The 18,456-nt window shown below is 63.3% G+C and carries 16 protein-coding genes; 14 read left to right on the top strand and 2 right to left on the bottom strand.

Going from position 1 to position 18,456, the window contains the following annotated elements; translation table 11 throughout:
• Window positions 1–14: 14 nt before the first annotated feature.
• A complete protein-coding gene (locus tag ABD283_RS09365; protein ID WP_344224729.1) occupies window positions 15–611 on the top strand; it encodes a hypothetical protein in 597 nt (198 codons plus the stop codon).
• Between the two features lie 123 nt (window positions 612–734).
• On the opposite strand, the gene ABD283_RS09360 is transcribed toward ABD283_RS09365, so the two are convergent.
• On the bottom strand, window positions 735–1,709 hold the full coding sequence (locus ABD283_RS09360; protein WP_425552825.1) for a quinone oxidoreductase family protein: 975 nt from the start codon (window positions 1,707–1,709) through the stop codon (window positions 735–737).
• A 174-nt stretch (window positions 1,710–1,883) separates the two neighbouring features.
• On the opposite strand from ABD283_RS09360, the gene argC reads away from it, so the two are divergent.
• From argC to ABD283_RS09330, 6 genes are all read left to right on the top strand, one after another.
• A complete protein-coding gene (gene argC, locus ABD283_RS09355; RefSeq protein ID WP_344224728.1) occupies window positions 1,884–2,933 on the top strand; it encodes an N-acetyl-gamma-glutamyl-phosphate reductase in 1,050 nt (349 codons plus the stop codon).
• Between the two features lie 72 nt (window positions 2,934–3,005).
• Entirely contained in the window at window positions 3,006–4,211 is a 1,206-nt protein-coding gene (gene argJ, locus ABD283_RS09350; protein WP_344224727.1) for a bifunctional glutamate N-acetyltransferase/amino-acid acetyltransferase ArgJ, read from the top strand.
• A 12-nt stretch (window positions 4,212–4,223) separates the two neighbouring features.
• Complete coding sequence (argB, locus tag ABD283_RS09345; protein WP_344224725.1) at window positions 4,224–5,171, top strand: acetylglutamate kinase; 948 nt, start codon at window positions 4,224–4,226, stop codon at window positions 5,169–5,171.
• Window positions 5,168–6,418: an acetylornithine transaminase gene (locus tag ABD283_RS09340; protein WP_344224724.1), complete on the top strand. Its 1,251-nt coding sequence runs from the start codon at window positions 5,168–5,170 to the stop codon at window positions 6,416–6,418. The genes argB and ABD283_RS09340 overlap by 4 nt, the downstream gene beginning before the upstream one ends.
• 30 nt (window positions 6,419–6,448) lie before the next feature.
• Complete coding sequence (gene argF / locus ABD283_RS09335; RefSeq protein ID WP_344224723.1) at window positions 6,449–7,423, top strand: ornithine carbamoyltransferase; 975 nt, start codon at window positions 6,449–6,451, stop codon at window positions 7,421–7,423.
• Complete coding sequence (locus ABD283_RS09330) at window positions 7,420–7,914, top strand: arginine repressor (protein ID WP_344224722.1); 495 nt, start codon at window positions 7,420–7,422, stop codon at window positions 7,912–7,914. The genes argF and ABD283_RS09330 overlap by 4 nt, the downstream gene beginning before the upstream one ends.
• A 25-nt stretch (window positions 7,915–7,939) precedes the next feature.
• On the opposite strand, the gene ABD283_RS09325 is transcribed toward ABD283_RS09330, so the two are convergent.
• Window positions 7,940–8,371, bottom strand: a complete 432-nt coding sequence (locus ABD283_RS09325; protein WP_344224721.1) for an ankyrin repeat domain-containing protein — start codon at window positions 8,369–8,371, stop codon at window positions 7,940–7,942.
• Between the two features lie 252 nt (window positions 8,372–8,623).
• On the opposite strand from ABD283_RS09325, the gene ABD283_RS09320 reads away from it, so the two are divergent.
• The 7 genes from ABD283_RS09320 to tyrS all read left to right on the top strand — a co-directional run bounded on the left by ABD283_RS09320 (window position 8,624) and on the right by tyrS (window position 18,005).
• The gene (locus tag ABD283_RS09320; RefSeq protein WP_344224720.1) at window positions 8,624–10,141 is read left to right on the top strand and encodes a long-chain-fatty-acid--CoA ligase; all 1,518 of its coding nucleotides are present in this window, start codon (window positions 8,624–8,626) and stop codon (window positions 10,139–10,141) included.
• An 89-nt stretch (window positions 10,142–10,230) separates the two neighbouring features.
• Window positions 10,231–11,439: an argininosuccinate synthase gene (locus ABD283_RS09315; protein WP_344224719.1), complete on the top strand. Its 1,209-nt coding sequence runs from the start codon at window positions 10,231–10,233 to the stop codon at window positions 11,437–11,439.
• Between the two features lie 113 nt (window positions 11,440–11,552).
• On the top strand, window positions 11,553–12,998 hold the full coding sequence (argH, locus tag ABD283_RS09310; RefSeq protein ID WP_344224718.1) for an argininosuccinate lyase: 1,446 nt from the start codon (window positions 11,553–11,555) through the stop codon (window positions 12,996–12,998).
• A 12-nt stretch (window positions 12,999–13,010) separates the two neighbouring features.
• Window positions 13,011–13,733, top strand: a complete 723-nt coding sequence (locus ABD283_RS09305) for a DNA-3-methyladenine glycosylase (RefSeq protein WP_344224717.1) — start codon at window positions 13,011–13,013, stop codon at window positions 13,731–13,733.
• A gap of 49 nt (window positions 13,734–13,782) precedes the next feature.
• Window positions 13,783–14,310: an adenine phosphoribosyltransferase gene (locus ABD283_RS09300; RefSeq protein WP_344224716.1), complete on the top strand. Its 528-nt coding sequence runs from the start codon at window positions 13,783–13,785 to the stop codon at window positions 14,308–14,310.
• 58 nt (window positions 14,311–14,368) lie between these two features.
• A complete protein-coding gene (locus ABD283_RS09295; RefSeq protein ID WP_344224715.1) occupies window positions 14,369–16,687 on the top strand; it encodes a HelD family protein in 2,319 nt (772 codons plus the stop codon).
• A gap of 13 nt (window positions 16,688–16,700) precedes the next feature.
• Complete coding sequence (gene tyrS / locus ABD283_RS09290) at window positions 16,701–18,005, top strand: tyrosine--tRNA ligase (protein WP_344224714.1); 1,305 nt, start codon at window positions 16,701–16,703, stop codon at window positions 18,003–18,005.
• The last annotated feature ends 451 nt before the right edge of the window (window positions 18,006–18,456 follow it).

Here is an 18,456-nt window from a genome sequence, read left to right as displayed (position 1 = left end):
CAGAAGGAGAATCGTTGTCACACGACGCCCAGGAGTTCTTTGATTTCGACGAGCAGGATCAGCCCCGGCGTACCAGAGCCGGCGGCTGGCGGATCGTGCTGGTCGTCCTCCTGGGTGTCGTGGTGTCACTGATTTTCGCCGTCGCCTCTCTACTGGCCTTTGACAAAGCGGGCCGACTCGCGGATTGGGCCGGTCATTCCATGGTGGTCTCGGGCACGTACCAGACCATGACCCACGATCTGGTGACCAAGGACTTCAACGGCATCTACGCCGGCATCATGCCGGATAACGACCTGTTGGAGGACCACCCGTTCGACAACGAGTTGAATGATCCGGTCAAGGTAGAGGTCGGAGACCAGATCACCTTCCGCGGTAGCGAGACGGGACAGCAGGACTCGGACTTCCCGGAGGCCGTGGACGCACTGTTGGCCGTTGAGGATGGCCAGTTGCGCGTCATGGAAACCGATGACCCCGGTAGCTACGGCGAGGGCATCACGGATTCCACCGTAACGGGTCAGCGCGTGAAGGCCGCAGTATTGGCCGGTTTGGCATTGTTGTCCCTGGCGGGAACGGTCTGGGGCGTGCGGGCGGTCAATCGGCATACACGCTGACCGCCGCTCGTGAGCTCATCGAGTCTGGGTGAGCGAGAGAGTGCATGACGAAGGGCCCGGTTCTTTACCGGGCCCTTCGTCGTACGCGGAGCTGCGCGTTCGGGAGTCCGCGTGGTCATTGACCTAGGGCAGCAATAGCAGCTTGCCCTGGGTCTTGCGGGATTCCAGGTCGGTGTGCGCTTGCGCGGTATCGGCCAGGGGATAGGTGCCCCCCACTCGAACCTTGAGGTCACCGGCTACCACGGCGTCCGTCAATTCGTTCCACCGCCAGGCACGTTCCTCGGCATCCCGGAGGTAATGGACGAGAGAGGGGCGGGTCAGGAACAGTGCGCCGGATCCGTTGAGTCGCTGGATGTCGAACGGCGGGACCTGACCTGAGGACCCACCGAAGAGCACCACCGTGCCGCGAACGCGCGTGGCCTTCAGCGATTCATCGAACGTTGTTTTACCCACGGAGTCGTAGATGACATCCGCGCCGCGGCCGTCTGTCAGTTCCCGGACCTGCTCCGCGAAATTCTCGTATCCCAGCACATGATCAGCACCCAGCTGACGTGCGGTCTCCGCCTTCTCTGCGGTCGAGGTCAACGCGATGACCGTGGCCCCGATGCGTTTCATGAGCTGAATCGCCAGACCGCCCACGCCACCGGAGGCCGCGGTGATGACCGCGGTGTGCTCGGGCTTGAGCTCGAATGTGGAACGCACCAGGTAGTGGGCGGTGAGCCCCTGGAGGGGGAGGGCGGCGGCGTCGTGATCGGACATCTCGTCCGGAACCGGCATGGCCTTTGCCGCGTCGACCACGAAGTATTCCGCGTAGCTGCGGGTGGCCTCGGAGGTGGCCACGCGCTGTCCGACCGACACCGACGTGACGTTTTCACCCACCGCGGTCACCACGCCGGCGCCTTCGGAACCGGGTGTGAAGGGGTGCTCGACGGGGTAGATGCCCTCGCGCTGATACGTCTCGATGAAGTTCACCCCGGTTGCGGCGGTGCGTACCAGGACCTGATCCGGGCCGGGTTCGGGGGTGGGGGCATCGGTCAGCTGCAAGACGTCCGGGCCGCCGCTTTCCTGCGCGGCAATAGCTTTCATCGTGTCGGTCACGGTGCCTCCTTCGGGCGCAAACGCGCCGCTAGTCAACGGTCACGGTCAGTCTTGCGCTCGTCGGGGATCGGTTCAAGCCTGACGGGACGCGCTCGTCCACGCGCGTAATAAACCATCGCGGCCCGATGTATAAATATTGATTGTTATGTATATCCATGCGGTATGCTGGCCGGTATGACGTACACCGCAGCAGTTTCAGGAGCCACCGGTTATGCGGGCGGAGAGGTCTTGCGCCTGCTCGCCGGACACCCGGAGATCACCGTGTCCACCGTGACCGGTCACTCCACCGCGGGCCAGCGACTGGGCGCCTTGCAGCCGCACTTGCGCGCGCTCGCGGACATGGAGGTCGTGGAGACCACTCCGAAGAATCTGTCCGGTCATGACATCGTGTTCCTGGCACTACCGCACGGCCAATCCGCTGAGATCGCTGCCCAGCTGCCCGAGAACACCGTGGTCGTGGATGCCGGTGCGGATCACCGTCTGGAATCCTCTGAGGCCTGGGGTGCGTTCTACGACGGCGACCACGCCGGGCACTGGCCCTATGGCCTACCGGAACTCATCATCGACCCCAGCGGCGCCAAGCAACGGCAGAAGCTCGTTGGCGCCACGCGCATCGCCGTTCCCGGCTGCTATCCCACGGGCTCCTTGCTCGCACTTGCGCCGGCGGTTGCGGCGGGCCTCGTGAAGACCCGAGACATCGTGATCGTGTCGGCCTCCGGTACCTCCGGTGCGGGCAAGGCATCCAAGCCGCACCTGCTCGGCGCAGAGGTCATGGGAAGCATGTCCCCGTACGGCGTGGGCGGCGGTCACCGGCACACCCCCGAGATCGAGCAGGGCCTCGGTTGGGCCTCCGGCCAGGACGTGAGTATTTCGTTCACACCCACGCTCGCTCCGATGCCCCGTGGCATTCTGACCACGGCCACCGCTCCATTGGCTGATGGCACCACCTTCGAGTCCGCGCTCAAGGCCTATCAAGATGCCTACGCGGACGAGCCCTTCATCCATGTGTTGCCCCAGGGTCAGTGGCCGACCACCAAGTCTGTGGTCGGATCCAATCACGTCACGCTCCAGCTCGCAGTAGATGCGCACGCGAACCGCTTGATCGTCAGCGTGGTGTTGGACAACCTCACCAAGGGCACAGCCGGTGGTGCCGTCCAGTCCGTCAACATTGCGCTGGGATTGGACGAGACCACCGGGCTCCAGCTCCAGGGCCTCGCGCCCTAAGACACCGCGAACGAACGACGTCGCTCGCGTACCTACCTCACGACGCTCACGATTCACGCTCCAGGAGTTCTCATGGAATCCCACAACCCCGTTCCCGATATCACCGTGGACACCAACTACGGTGTGTGCGCGGCCGCCGGTTTCCGCGCGGCCGGTGTGGAGGCCGGTTTCAAGGCTTCCGGCGGAAAGGACCTGGCGTTGGTGGTCAACGACGGGCCCGAGTTCACCGCCGCGGCCGTACTCACGTCCAATCGGGTGGCCGCAGCTCCCGTGCACTGGTCGCGTGAAGTCATCCGCCAGGGAACATGTCGTGCGGTGATCCTCAACTCCGGTGGCGCCAATGCGTGCACCGGTGCGCAGGGTTTCCAGAACACCCACGAAACGGCGGAAAATGTGGCCGAGCGGCTGGGAGTGGGCGCCGGCGACGTCGTCGTGTGTTCGACCGGTCTGATCGGTGAGCAACTGCCTATGGATGTGATGAAGGCTGGGATCCCCGCGGTGACCGACGCGCTCGCCGCCGGACCCGAGGCCGGAAAATCGGCCGCCGAGGCCATCATGACCACTGACTCGGTCTCCAAGCAGGCGTGTGCCGCGCGGGACGGATGGACCGTGGGCGGTATCGCCAAGGGCGCGGGCATGCTCGCCCCCGGCCTGGCCACGATGCTCGTGGTCATCACGACTGACGCGAAGCTGCCGGCCGACGCTCTGGACCGCGCGCTGCGTGAGGCCTGCCGGGTGACGTTCAACCGAACGGACTCGGACGGCTGCATGTCCACGAACGACACCGTGGCCCTGATGGCCTCCGGCGCCTCCGGTAATACCGCGGACGAGCTGGAATTCACCCGCGCACTCACCGCCGTGTGCCACAGCCTGGCACAGCAGCTGATTACCGACGCCGAGGGCGCATCCCACGACATCGCGATCACCACAGTGGGAGCGGCCACCGAAACCGAGGCCGAGGATGTCTCGCGCACGGTGTCCCGCTCCAACCTGCTCAAGGCCGCGGTGTTCGGTAACGACCCCAACTGGGGCCGCGTGCTCTCTGCCGTGGGCACCACGGCCGCGCAGTTCGATCCGGACCAGATCGACGTGACCATCAACGGGGTCATGGTGTGCCGCAACGGTGCCATCGGTGACTCCCGCGACAACGTGGACATGGCCGCAGCGCGCGCCGTGGACATCGTCATTGATCTCAAGGCCGGCCATCACCAGGCCACGGTGTGGAGCAACGACCTCACCCACGATTACGTTGAGGAGAACAGCGCGTACTCCAGCTGACGCGCGCCCGTCATGTCACGTTTAAGCGATAACACCAGGTACGAGACCGCCCAGACCAAGGCCGAAACCCTCATGGAGGCGCTGCCCTGGATCCAGCGCTACGCCGGATCCGTCATGGTCTTCAAATACGGCGGCAACGCCATGATCAATGACGACCTCCGCCGCGCCTTTGCCGAAGACATGGTCTTCCTGAGTCACATGGGCATCAAACCCGTGGTCGTCCACGGTGGGGGGCCGCAAATCAGCGCCATGTTGTCCACCCTGAACATTCCGTCCGAGTTCAAGGACGGACTGCGGGTGACCTCCCGGGAGGCCATGGGGGTGATCCGCATGGTGCTCACCGGGCAGGTGGGGCGTGAACTCGTGGGCCTCATCAACGCGCACGGACCGTACGCGGTGGGCATGTCCGGTGAGGACGCGGGCCTGTTGCAAGCGCGCAGGATTCGCACGGGTTCGGACGGGAAACCGCTGGATCTGGGCCTGGTGGGAACCGTGGAAAAGGTCAACACCGCGGCCGTGGAACAGCTCATCGAGATCGGCAAGATCCCGGTGATCGCCTCGATCGCGCCCGAACTCGCTGACGATCCGTCCGCTTCCGACGGCTCCGGTGAGCTGACCGGTGAGGTGCTCAACGTCAACGCGGACACCGCGGCGGCCGAGGTTGCCGTTGCGCTGGGTGCAGAGAAGTTCGTGGCCCTCACGGACGTGGAAGGCCTGTACGCCAACTGGCCGGACAAGTCCTCCCTGATCTCGTCGCTGACCACCACGGAACTGCGGCAAATGCTGCCCTCCCTGGAATCCGGGATGATCCCCAAAATGCAGGCTGCCCTGCGGGCCGTGGACAACGGTGTGCCGCGGGCATCCATTGTGGACGGGCGCTCGGCGCATTCATCGCTATTGGAAATTTTTACCGACACCGGTATCGGCACCGAGGTCACCCCGGACGGAGATGTCGCATGAGTGATTCGCAGAACGAACTGCTGCAGGACTACAAGGACAACCTGTTGGGGGTGTTCGGCGATCCCGCGCTGGTCCTGACCGAGGGACAGGGCGTGTACGTCACCGACGCCAACGGCAAGCGTTACCTCGACCTGCTCGGCGGTATCGCGGTGAACTCGATCGGTTACGCGCACCCGGATTGGGTTGCGGCGGTCAGCGAGCAGGCGGGCAAGCTCGCGCACATCTCCAACCTGTTCACCTCACCGCAGGGTATTTCTCTCGCGCACCAGTTGCTCGAGCTGACCGATGCGCCCGAAGGCTCACATGTGTTCTTCGCCAATTCGGGTTCCGAGGCCAACGAAGCCGCGTTCAAGCTCGCACGCCGCCATGGGGCGGCTCGTCCCGGCCCGGACGGCGCAGCCCGCACCCGGGTGCTCGCGCTGGAGAATGCGTTCCACGGCCGCACCATGGGCTCACTGGCACTCACGGCCAAGGAGGCCTACCGGGCACCCTTCGAACCGTTGCCCGGGGGAGTCACGCACATCCCCGCAAGCATTGAGGCGCTCGAGGCGGAACTGGACGACACCGTCTCGGCACTGATCGTAGAACCGGTGCAGGGGGAATCCGGGGTGCACGTGCTGCCGGACGGGTTCCTCGCTCGCGCCCGCGAACTGACTCGCGAGCACGGTGCACTCTTGATCGTCGATGAGGTGCAGTCCGGCATCGGACGCACTGGACAGTGGCTCGCGACCACCGCGCAGCTGCCGGAGGGTGTGTTCCCGGATGCCATCACTCTGGCCAAGGGTCTGGGTGGCGGTTTCCCCATTGGCGCCATGATCACCGTTGGTACCGAGGTGTCCTCGCTGTTGACCGCGGGACAACACGGCACCACGTTCGGCGGCAACCCGCTCGCGACCGCGGCGGCGTCGGCCACATTGGACGTCATCAAGGACGAGGGCTTGCTGGGCAACGCCGACGTCGTGGGCGCGCACCTGGCCGCAGCGCTCAATGATCTGCCCGAGGTCCGTGAGGTGAGGCAGCACGGTTTGCTGATCGGTATCGACTTGGTCCAGGACTCACCCGAGCAGGCCCTGGCACCCGCTGTCGTGACGGCGGCTCGCGCAGCTGGTTTCATCATCAACGCGACCGGCCCGAGCACCGTGCGGCTGGCGCCGCCGCTGATCATCACCGCGCAGGAAACGGACAGTTTCGTGGCGTCCCTGCCGGGCATCATCCGCGACGCCCGCGCCGCGCTCGCCGGCTCTTAACAGACTTCATTCACCCCAGGAGGAACCCCCTTGTTGCGTCATTTTCTGGTCGATACCGATCTGAGCCCTGAGGAACAGGAGGAGGTGCTGGATCTGGCCGCGGCCCTCAAAGCCGACCGGTTCAGCCGCCGACCGCTGGCCGGTCCCCAAACCGTGGGAGTGATTTTCGACAAGACCTCCACCCGCACCAGGGTCTCCTTCGCAACAGGAGTGGCCGACCTGGGCGGTAATCCACTCATCATCAATCCGGGGGAGTCGCAGCTGGGTCACAAGGAGAGCGTTGCGGACAGCTCGCGAGTGTTCTCCCGCATGCTTGCGGCGGTCGTGTGGCGGACCTTCGAGCAGTCCGGCCTGGAGGAAATGGCCGAGTACAGCTCCGTGCCCGTCATCAATGCACTCTCCGATGACTACCACCCGTGCCAGATCCTGGCCGACCTACTCACGCTTCGAGAGCGTTTCGGTGACGTCAAGGGCCTGACTCTCACGTACGTGGGTGACGCAGCCAACAACATGGCCAACTCGTACATGCTCGGTTGCGTCACCGCCGGCATGCACGTGCGGATCGCCGGACCTGCCTCGCACCTGCCGAGCCAGGACGTTATCGACGCCGCTCAGGAACGCGCCGCTCTAACCGGCGGTTCCGTGCTGGTGACCACGGATATGGGCGAAGCGCTCGCGGGTGCCCATGCGGTCGTCACAGACACGTGGGTGTCCATGGGGCAAGAGAACGAGAAGGCTGATCGCTCCGATATTTTCCGCCCGTATTCCGTGACTGCAGAAGCCATGGCGCAGGCCGCCGAGAACGCCGTGTTCCTGCACTGCCTGCCGGCCTACCGTGGCAATGAGGTGTCGGCCGAGGTTATTGACGGTCCGGCGTCGCTCGTGTGGGACGAGGCCGAGAACCGATTGCATGCTCAGAAGGCCCTGCTCACCTGGCTGCTTGATTCTTCTGGACTGTCGTCGGATCGTCCCGATGCTTTGCGTCGCGCCGGAGGCCAGCAGTGAGCATTCCCACCACCAAGACCGCCCGGCAAGCCCGCATCATGGAGCTTGTGACCGGCGGGGATATCCATTCGCAGGCGGAGCTGGCGGAATTGCTCGCCGCCGACGGCGTTCAGGTCACCCAAGCCACCCTCTCCAGGGACCTGGTCGAGCTCGAAGCCGTGCGAGTGCGCTCACCAGAAGGTGGTCTGGTGTATGCGGTGCCGCAAGCGGGAGCCGATCGCTCGCCTGCCAGCGGGATCACGCGCGAAACCCTGGACGCCCGACTGGCAGGGCTCTGCAAGGATTTGCTCGTCACCGCGGAGGCAAGTGCGAACTTGGTGATTCTGCGGACCCCACCCGGGGCCGCCCAATATTTCGCGTCGGCGATTGATCATTCCGTGCTCTCCGACATTCTGGGCACGATTGCCGGAGACGACACCATCATGGTGGTGTGCCGCGATCCCCAGGGCGGGGACACTGTGGCCCAGAAGTTCCTGGACCTGGCCCACTGATTCCTGGTTGGCCGACTCGTCCTCGTTAGGACTCGCGGGGCTCGAACTCCTGCAGGACGGGCAGCAGGTGCTCCTGCCCGAAGACCTTGGCCACGTCCTGGGCATGCTGATTACCCGTGGCCTGCCCCGCGCCGGCTTCCAAGAGCTTGCGGGTGATCGGCTCATTGCCCCGGAACACGGCGCAGACCAGCGCGGTAAATCCCACATCACTCACCCGCTCGGTGTCCGCCCCGTGTTCGAGCAGCATGAAAACCGTCTCTTCCTGCTCCTGGTAGGCCGCCAGGTTCAGCAGGGTATCGCCCTTGCCATTGGTCAGATTGGCGGGAACACCTGCCTGGAGCGCCTCCCGCAGGTAATCGTTCTTACCCTCGCGGGCTGCGTCGAAGAGGGAATTGACGTAGGCGATTTCTTCGTCGCTCAACTGCGGCTGCTGGGCATTGCTCTCCGGTGCGGGCACGGACGGTTCCTCCTGAACGAACTGACAAGGTGCGGTTTCACCCGAAATGGGGCGTCACCAGGACAGTGTCGCACGGCACTCCGACATCTACACCTTGACCTTGCGGGGTTGAACGCCTGCTTCCTCAATCGCCCCGGGTGGGGAATGCTGAGCGCCTTGGCAGCAACGACCGCGGAGCGTCGGATTGACTCCAATATCCGATACTGGCAGTCTCATGTGTCATAGATCACTACCAATACTTGGAGACTTTTCATGACCAATGTGGCCACCCTGCTCACAGAATCCGCGGAGCGTTACGCAGACCGCCCCGTGATCATCCTGGATGACACCCGGTTGACCTACGCGCAGCTCAACGACCTCTCGGCCAGGGCGGCAGCGATGCTCAAGGCGCAGGGGATCAAGCCGGGCGACCGTGTGGCCATGGTCATGCCCAACGTTCCCCATATGCCGGTCCTGTACTACGCAATTCTGCGCATTGGAGCCATCGTGGTTCCTCTCAACCCGCTACTGACCCCGCGTGAACTCACCTACCACTTCACCAATGCAGAAGTTTCTGCGGTCCTGGCCTGGGAAGGCATGATCGAAGCGAGTCAGCAGGCCGCCAAGGACGCAGGTGACGTCCCCGTGGTGGCCATCGGTGCGCAGGAAACCATGCAGAAGCTCCAGAGTGTGGAGCCCGACCACGAGGTGGTCGACCGAAATGATGACGACACCGCGGTCTTGCTCTATACCTCCGGCACCACTGGTAAGCCCAAGGGCGCGGAACTGACCCATCTCAATTTACGTTCCAATGCCACGATGTCCGCAGACGGGTTCTCCCTCACTGAGGACGACGTGAAATTCGGAGGTCTCCCGTTCTTCCACGTCTTTGGGCAGACTGTTGCGCTCAACGGAGTGGTCTCCAAGGGCGCTTCGGTGACCTTGTTGCCGCGCTTCGACCCGGTCAAGGCCCTTGAAATCCTTCGTCGGGACAAGGTCACGGTGTTCGTTGGTGTGCCCAGCATGTATGTCGCATTGCTGCACGCGGTCAATCAGATGGGGCCGGAGGCAGTGGAGGGAATCAACTTGCGCGCCACGCTATCCGGCGGTTCACCCATGCCGGTGGAGGTTCTCGAGAAGTTCGAAAAGGTGTTCAACACCACCGTCCATGAAGGATACGGTCTCTCGGAAACGTCGCCGGTGGTCTCGTTGAACCAGCCGGACGGCATTCGCAAGCCCGGATCCATTGGAACCCCGGTGGAGGGGGCAGAGTTGGATATCTTCGACGGCCAGGATCAGCCGGTTGCCGATGGTGAAGTGGGAGAGCTGGTGGTCCGCGGGAAGTACGTGATGAAGGGCTACTGGAGGAACCCTGAGGCCACGGAGGCCGCCATCCGCGACGGTTGGTTCCACACGGGGGATATGGCGCGCCGCGACGAAGATGGTGTCTATTTCATCGTTGACCGAAAGAAGGACATGATCCTGCGCGGTGGTTACAACGTGTACCCCCGCGAGATCGAAGAGGTGCTGTACCAGTTCCCCGGTGTCGTGGAAGCGGCTGTCCTGGGAGTGCCGGATGAGAAGCACGGGGAGGAAGTGGGCGCCGTCGTCGTTTTCGATCCCAAGGAGCTGGGCGATCGAAGCATCGAGGACGTGACCAAAGAGTTGGATGCTTTCGTCCAGGAGCGGGTGGCCAAGTACAAGTACCCCCGTCACTACAAGGTGTTGGACGAGCTCCCCAAGGGCCCTACGGGCAAGATCCTCAAGCGCGAACTCACGCTCAATGCATAATTACAAATAGTGCTGTATAGTCATGCATTGAGGCGCGGGTATGGCCCGTGCGCAGAGTTTTTGTCGTGCAGCAAAGTGAGGAGAGCACCGTGAGCGATCGCGTTGTGTTGGCATACTCCGGAGGTCTCGATACTTCGGTGGCTATCGGTTGGATCGGCGAAGCCACGGGTGCCGAGGTCATTGCGGTGGCCGTTGACGTTGGACAGGGTGGCGAGGATCTGGAGACCATTCGCCAGCGTGCCCTGGACTGCGGCGCGGTAGAGGCCTACGTGGCCGATGCCCGCGACGAGTTCGCCGAGGAATACTGCATGCCTGCGCTGAAGGCCAATGGCATGTACATGGACGCATACCCGCTGGTGTCGGCCGTGTCCCGTCCGGTGATCGTCAAGCACCTGGTCAAGGCCGCCAAGCAGTTCGGTGCGACCACCGTGGCTCACGGTTGCACCGGTAAGGGCAACGACCAGGTCCGCTTCGAGGTGGGCATCCAGACCCTGGGTCCCGAACTCAAGTGCATTGCCCCGGTGCGTGACCTGGCTCTGACCCGTGAAAAGGCCATCGCCTACGCGGAGAAGAACGACCTGCCCATCGTGACCACCAAGAAGAACCCGTTCTCGATCGACCAGAACGTGTGGGGTCGTGCTGTGGAGACCGGTTTCCTGGAGGACATCTGGAACGGTCCCACCAAGGACGTCTACGACTACACCGACGACCCCACGTTCCCGCCGCCCGCGGACGAGTTGGTCATCACCTTCAAGGAAGGTGTCCCGGTGGCGATCGACAACAAGCCGGTGACCGCACTGCAGGCGATCCAGGAGCTCAACCGTCGTGCGGGCGCCCAGGGCGTGGGCCGGATCGACATCGTTGAGGACCGTCTGGTGGGTATCAAGTCCCGCGAGATCTACGAGGCTCCCGGTGCCATGACCCTGATCGCGGCTCACCGCGAACTGGAGAACGTGACCATCGAGCGCGAGCAGGCCCGCTTCAAGAAGACCGTGGACCAGCGCTGGACCGAACTGGTCTACGACGGCCAGTGGTTCTCGCCGCTCAAGAAGTCCCTGGATGTCTTCGTGGATGACACCCAGAAGTACGTCAACGGTGACATCCGCATGGAACTTCATGCCGGCCGTGCCACCGTGACCGGCCGCCGTTCCGACACCGGCTTGTACGACTTCAACCTGGCCACCTACGACGAGGGTGACTCGTTCGACCAGTCGAATGCACGCGGTTTCATCGAGCTGTTCGGCATGTCGTCCAAGGTTGCCTCCCAGCGCGAGCAGCGCCTGGCGGGAGAGAACTAATCGCCACTGACGCGTCATGACCGGCCGGGCTCCTAGACTGGAGCCCGGCCGGATTCACGCCCGGTGTCCTTCACCGGCACCCAATGAGAACCATCTCGCGAGCAAGGAGCAGCATGGCCCAGCACCAGCAGCACGGAACCAACGAGGGCGCTTTGTGGGGCGGTCGTTTCGCCGGGGGACCCGCGGACGCACTGGCCGCTTTGAGCAAGTCCACGCAGTTCGACTGGCGGTTGGCTCCGTATGACATTGCGGGTTCCCGCGCTCACGCTCGTGTGCTCCACACAGCCGGCCTGCTCACGACTGAGGAACTGGACGGCATGATTTCTGCGCTCGATCAGCTCGAGACCGACGTCCGTACCGGCGACTACGTACCCGCGGAGTCCGACGAAGACGTACACGGTTGCTTGGAACGTGGCTTGATCGAACGCGCTGGACCGCAGCTGGGCGGCAAACTGCGTGCCGGCCGTTCCCGTAACGACCAGATCGCCACGCTGGGCCGCATGTACTTGCGAGACCACGCGGCCATCATCGCCAAGGACTTACTGGACGTGGTCCGCGCTCTCATCGCGCAGGCCGAGCGCTACCCGTACGCGCCCATGCCCGGACGCACGCACCTGCAGCACGCACAGCCCATTCTGCTCTCGCACCACCTGCTCGCTCACGCGTGGGCCGTGCTGCGCGATGTCCAGCGCCTGGTGGATTGGGACAAGCGCGCGGCGGTATCTCCGTACGGTTCCGGCGCGCTCGCAGGTTCCTCGCTCGGACTGGACCCCAACGCGGTTGCTGCGGAGCTGGGCTTCGAGTCCGCCGTTTTCAACTCGATCGACGGCACAGCGTCTCGCGACGTCTACGCCGAGTTCGCTTGGGTCACCGCAATGGCGGCGGTGGACATCTCCCGCATGAGTGAAGAAGTCACCACGTGGGCCACTAAGGAATTCTCGTTCGTGACCCTGGACGACGCCTTCTCCACGGGTTCGTCGATCATGCCGCAGAAGAAGAACCCGGACGTCGCCGAGCTCGCCCGTGGTAAGGCCGGCCGTCTCATCGGAGACCTCACTGGCCTGCTGGCCACGCTCAAGGGTTTGCCGCTCGCCTACAACCGCGACCTTCAGGAGGACAAGGAGCCAGTCTTCGACGCGATCGACCAGCTCGAGGTCCTGCTGCCCGCGGTGTCCGGCATGATGGGTACGCTCGTGTTCCACCCGGAGCGTCTGGTCGAGCTGGCGCCCCAGGGCTTCGCGCTGGCCACGGACGTTGCCGAATGGCTGGTCCGCCAGGGTGTTCCCTTCCGCGAGGCGCACGAGATCTCCGGTGACGCGGTGCGCGTGTGCGAGGAGAACGGGATTGAGCTGTGGGATCTCACGGATGAGCAGTTCGCCCAGATCTCCGAACACCTCACTCCGCAGGTACGCGAGGTCCTGACGGTCGAGGGTTCCCTGAACTCCCGCAACTCCCAGGGCGGCACGGCTCCGGCGGCGGTCGCCCAGCAGCTGGACGAACTCAAGCGGCAGCTGGGTGAGTTGGCCGCGTTCGAATCCCGTCAGCCGATCGTTTCCTGACCTGGCCTCACGGTGAGTAATCCACTCGAAGAATTGTTGTCCGCAACAGCGCCGGAAGCTGCCCCGGCGCTGTTGGGCGCGGTTCTGGTCCGGTCAGATCAACAGGCCACGGTGGCACTGAGGCTGACCGAGATCGAGGCGTACGGAGGGCCTGCGGATTCGGATCTTCCGGACCCTGGTGCCCACACCTACCGAGGCCGTACGGCGCGCAACAACTCGATGTTCGGCCCGCCGGCCCATCTCTACGTCTACTTCACGTACGGTCTGCACCACGCACTGAATCTCGTCTGTCGACCCGACGGCCACGCGGGTGGTTGTCTCATCCGCGCCGGGGAGGTCGTGGCGGGGGAGGACGCGGCGCGGCGTCGTCGTAGTGCCCAGCGAGCCACCGAACCATCTCACGTGGCGCTGGCTCGGGGCCCGGGCAACGTGGCCCAGGCGCTTGCCCTGGATCGGTCCGACGACGGCGCCCCGTTGCGTTTTCTGGGCAGGGCGCCGGATCCGGTCCTGGCCGCACAACGTCTCGTGGCGGAGCAGCCCGGATACCAGAAGCCGTGGACGGGACTCGTTCTGCCGGATCGTTCTGGGGCGGCGGACATGGTGACAACCGCTCGAACCGGTGTGTCCGGCGAGGGCGGTACGGATGCATTCCCGTGGCGGTTCGCGCTCAAGAACGACCCGACGGTCTCGCCCTACCGCAAAGCAGCCGTCAAGAAACGCAGAACCCGGCCGTAGCATCCGTGTGAACGGCTCGTGTGGGGCAAACGGCGGATACGATGGTCCGGTGACTGAATCCGTAGAGCAGATGATTGACCGGTTGTGCGCCAAGATCCCGGACCACCCCGAGCCGGGGGTGCTGTTTCGTGACCTCACTCCGCTGTTCGCGGACGGTGACGGTTTCAAACGCACCGTGGACTCCTTGACCGATGCCTTCCGGGGCCAGTACGACTGCGTGGCAGGTGTGGAGGCCCGAGGATTCATGATCGCCTCCGCCGTGGCGTATGCCTCAGGTGTGGGAATCGTCCCTGTACGGAAGAAGGGCAAACTGCCCCGCGAGACCATTTCGCAGCAGTACGACCTGGAGTACGGAACGGAAACGCTGGAGATTCACACTGATGACGTCCCGCGCGGTTCCCGCGTCCTGGTCCTCGACGACGTTTTGGCCACCGGCGGCACTCTGGGCGCATCCGCGTCACTACTGACCCGCGCCGGATTCAACGTGGCGGGCTTCGGCGTAATCATGGAACTGACCGCACTGCGCGGCCGCGCCCAGCTGGGCGGGCACCGAATTCGCGCCCTGCTGCGTGTCTGAGTTTCGCCCCGTGACATGTTCTGTCGTGGGAGCGCGATAGGATTGACGACCGCTGGTTATGGAACCGGCGGTCGTTTTCCGTCCCCGTGAGGTGAATTGCGTGACCGAGTCCGCGTCTGAAAGAACCGCCCAGCAGCTCGAGCTGGAACGGGACTATGTTGCACAGGCCTATGAACGTCTGGACGAGTTGCGTGAGATCAATGGTCAGGAACTCGCCAAGGTGCGGCGTAGTGATTACGGCGGCGGCCACCAGGCGAAGTCCGAGCGCGATGCTTTCGCATCCCATTACGAAGATCGCTTGACGCAACTCGAATCGGTGGATGAGCGTTTGGTTTTCGGGCGTCTCGACACCGAGGAAGAAGAACGTTATTACGTGGGCCGCCTCGGCCTCGCCACAGAGGACCATCAACGATTGGTCCTGGATTGGCGTGCCCGTGAAGCCGGTGCGTTTTACCAAGCCACCGCCCGCAACACGCAGGGACTCGCGCGGCGTCGTCACCTGATCATGGAAAAGCGCAATGTCACGGCCATCGAGGATGACGTCTTCAACGCGGACGCGCTGGACCAGGATGAGATCGTGCGCGGGGAAGGCGCCCTCATGGCCGCGCTCAACAAAACCCGCACCGGTCGCATGAATGACATCGTGGCGACTATTCAGGCCGAACAGGACCGCATCATCCGCGCTCCACTCAAGGGCGTACGCGTGGTCCAGGGCGGACCGGGTACGGGTAAGACGGCCGTGGCACTGCACCGTGCCGCGTACCTGCTCTACGAATATCGCGAACGCCTTGCCAAGTCGGGGGTGCTCATTGTCGGACCGTCCTCATCCTTCCTGTGGTACATCGAACGTGTGCTGCCTGCACTGGGCGAGACCGGCGTGGTCATGTCATCCTTGGCGGATCTGTACCCGGGCGTGCACGGAACCGTGGAGCGGGATCCGTGGGTGGCCCGGTGGAAGTCCGGGCTGCACATGGTCGAGGTCATCAAGCAAGCGGTCGCCGATCGCGAGAAGGTTCCGGAGAAGAACCTCTGGCTGACCGTGGACGGCCACTCCGTCAAGATCAAGCGCTCCTTGGTTCGACTCGCTCGTGAACGCGCCCGCGCCACGGGTAAGCCTCACAATGAAGCCCGCGCTACCTTCGTGAAGATCATCATCAAGCAACTCGCCGAGACCCTGGGTCAGCAGCTCAACGACAAGGCCGGTTCCACCATGGACCGCTCCTACTTGAAGGAAGACCTGCGCCAGTCACGCGAAGTACGAGTTGCCCTCAACCTGTTGTGGTTGCCGTTGACAGCGCAGCAGCTGGTGCGTCAGCTCTTTTCCAAGGAGCACTACCTGCGTTCCGCGGCTCCCGAGCTCAGTGATGCGCAGGTGGCGCAACTGCTCAGGGCACCCGACGCCCCGCTCACCGTGGCCGATGTTCCCCTGCTCGACGAGGCCGCGGAACTGCTCGGTGACTTCGATTCCGCGGGTATCAAAATGCGCGGCCAAGCGGCCGAGCAACGCAAGGCGGCCGAGTCCGCGGAGAAGGTTCTCGCGACGATGGCCGAGGGTTTCGAAGACATCGGTGCCCAGGGGATTATCACCGTGGACCAACTGACCACCTTGAACGAGGAATCGGTACGGCGCATGACGGCGGCCGAAGCGGCGTCGTCGGACCGGACCTGGGCCTACGGGCACGTGGTGGTGGACGAGGCGCAGGAACTGTCCGCCATGCAATGGCGCACACTGATGCGCCGGTGTCCCATGAAGTCGTTCACGGTGGTGGGCGACATCGCCCAGGCCGGAAATGCCGCTGCCGCGACCACGTGGGAGGGCGCACTGGAGCCATTCGTGGGGGACCGATTCTCCCTCGAAGAGCTCACGGTCAACTACCGCACACCCCAGCCCATTGCCGACGCCGCTGTGCGGGTCGCGCGCGCAGCAGGCCTTCGCGTGTCCGACCCGCAAGCCGTTCGTGACGGTCAAGATCCTGTACTCATCACCGTGGCTGACGAGAAAAAAGTGGCTGACTCGGTGGTCGAACAAGTGCGCGGCGAACTAGAGCTCGTCGAGGGCGGGCTCATCGGGGTGGTGTGCCCGGGTGACTCGATTGCTTCGGTGGCTTCAGCCCTCGATGAAGCGTTCCCGGGGCTGGTAGCTGCGGGTATGCGGCGTCTGGATCGCCAAATCATGCTGCTCACCCCCTGGGACGCCAAGGGACTTGAATTCGATTCCGTGGTGGTAGTGGAACCGGGTGACATTGCCGGCGATCCTGCCGGGGGAGTGGGCAACTTGTACGTGGCTATGACTCGACCCACACAGCGCCTTTACATGGTGGCCGCGCATGGCATGCCTGCGGGCGTGGAACAAACCGGCTCCACGTCGCAAGACTGATAACTTAGTCCTCGTGTCAACCACCGATCTGAGTAAGCAGCACAACGACCCGACTTTCAATTCCTTGTGGGAAGAATTGAATTGGCGCGGCCTGGTCCAGGTATCCACGGACGCCCAGTCCATCGAGGATGCCTTGGAAGCGGGGCCCATCACGTATTACTGCGGGTTCGACCCAACCGCTGCCTCCTTGCACTTGGGGCACCTGGTTCAGTTGCTGCTGCTCCGCCGCTTGCAGTTGGGGGGTCACAACCCCATCGGGTTGGTCGGTGGTTCTACCGGGTTGATCGGTGATCCCCGTCAGACGTCCGAGCGCGTGCTGAACTCCCGCGAGACCGTGGCCGAATGGGTTGAGTTACTACGCGAGCAGGTGCAGCGGTTCCTCTCCTTCGAAGGCGAGAACGCCGCACGAATGGTCAACAACTTGGACTGGACATCTCAGATGTCCGCAATCGACTTCCTGAGGGACGTCGGCAAGAACTTCCGCGTGGGCACCATGATCAAGAAGGACATCGTGGCCAAGCGGCTGAATTCGGATGAGGGCATTTCCTACACCGAATTCAGCTACCAGATCCTGCAGGGTATGGACTTCCTGAACCTGTACCGCGAGTACGACTGTGTACTCCAGACCGGTGGATCGGACCAGTGGGGCAACCTGACCTCGGGTACTGAACTGGTGCGCAAGGTTGAGGGCGCTGCGGTCCACGCAATCGGTACCCCCTTGATCACCAACTCGGACGGCACCAAGTTCGGTAAGTCTGAGGGCAACGCAATTTGGTTGAACCCGGAGCTCACCTCTCCGTATGCCTTCTACCAGTTCTGGCTCAACACCGCAGATGCGGATGTGGTGGACCGGCTTAAGGTCTTCACGTTCCGCACCCGCGAGGAGATCGAAGAACTCGGTCGTCTTACGGAGACGGAACCGTACAGACGGGAAGCTCAGAAGGCACTGGCTTACGAGGTCAACACCCTGGTCCACGGTGAAGACGCCACGCGCAAGGCGATCGCCGCATCGGCGGCTGTCTTCGGTAAGGGCCAGTTCTCTGAGCTCGATGAGGAAACCCTGGGGATGATTGCAGCCGAGTTGCCCCACGCGGAGGTCGATGCCGATCAGACATCGATCGTTGATCTGCTGGTTGCTACGGGCCTCTCAGAATCCAAGTCGGCCGCCCGCCGCACCCTCAAAGAGGGCGGGGTTTCGGTGAACAACCACAAAGTCTCGGGCGAGGACGCAACTCTGGATCCTGATGATCTGCTCCACGGTCGATTCGTGTTGCTCCGCCGGGGTAAGAAGAACCTCGCTGCAGTTACTGTCGTCTGAGTACTGAGTACTGAGTACTGAGCCCTGGATTGTTCCCGCTGCGGGAGCAGTCCAGGGCTCTTCACATGACTGAGTAGGGAAGCGAACAGTGGTTTTGCGCGCCACCCGATCCGTGTGTAATGTAGTCCGAGTCGCCGCAAGGCAAGGCCGAAAGACCAAAGCAGCGGTGAACATCCCGTAAAGATCAGCACAGGTTGTTCCTGCGCCTTGTTCATGCGGAATCGACAGCTACCTGAAGTGGCAGCGAAGATGCTTGAGAGATCAAGTTGACACGCCGAGACAGACGGTACTACGATAGAAAAGTTGCTTCCGAGCAGAACCGAGAGGTTCGAAACAGAGAAGCAGAAATTTCAACCAACGACAGAATCGCTAAGATCCGCCGTGTGGTTTGTTGTTTGTCAACTCAATAGTGTGCCTAGTTTGTTGATACCAAGAATGTTTTATTTTTTGG

It is taken from the genome of Kocuria atrinae (assembly GCF_039531425.1).
Classification (GTDB): Bacteria; Actinomycetota; Actinomycetes; order Actinomycetales; family Micrococcaceae; genus Kocuria; species Kocuria atrinae.
This window is presented reverse-complemented; position numbering and strand designations above follow the sequence as displayed.

Bases quoted from the DNA above. Each gene is read 5' to 3' on its own strand.
- ABD283_RS09320 (WP_344224720.1), top strand. From the start codon at position 8,624: ATGACCAATGTGGCCACCCTGCTCACAGAATCCGCGGAGCGTTACGCA.
- argC (WP_344224728.1), top strand. From the start codon at position 1,884: ATGACGTACACCGCAGCAGTTTCAGGAGCCACCGGTTATGCGGGCGGA.
- argJ (WP_344224727.1), top strand. From the start codon at position 3,006: ATGGAATCCCACAACCCCGTTCCCGATATCACCGTGGACACCAACTAC.
- argH (WP_344224718.1), top strand. From the start codon at position 11,553: ATGGCCCAGCACCAGCAGCACGGAACCAACGAGGGCGCTTTGTGGGGC.
- argB (WP_344224725.1), top strand. From the start codon at position 4,224: ATGTCACGTTTAAGCGATAACACCAGGTACGAGACCGCCCAGACCAAG.
- ABD283_RS09295 (WP_344224715.1), top strand. From the start codon at position 14,369: ATGGAACCGGCGGTCGTTTTCCGTCCCCGTGAGGTGAATTGCGTGACC.
- ABD283_RS09340 (WP_344224724.1), top strand. From the start codon at position 5,168: ATGAGTGATTCGCAGAACGAACTGCTGCAGGACTACAAGGACAACCTG.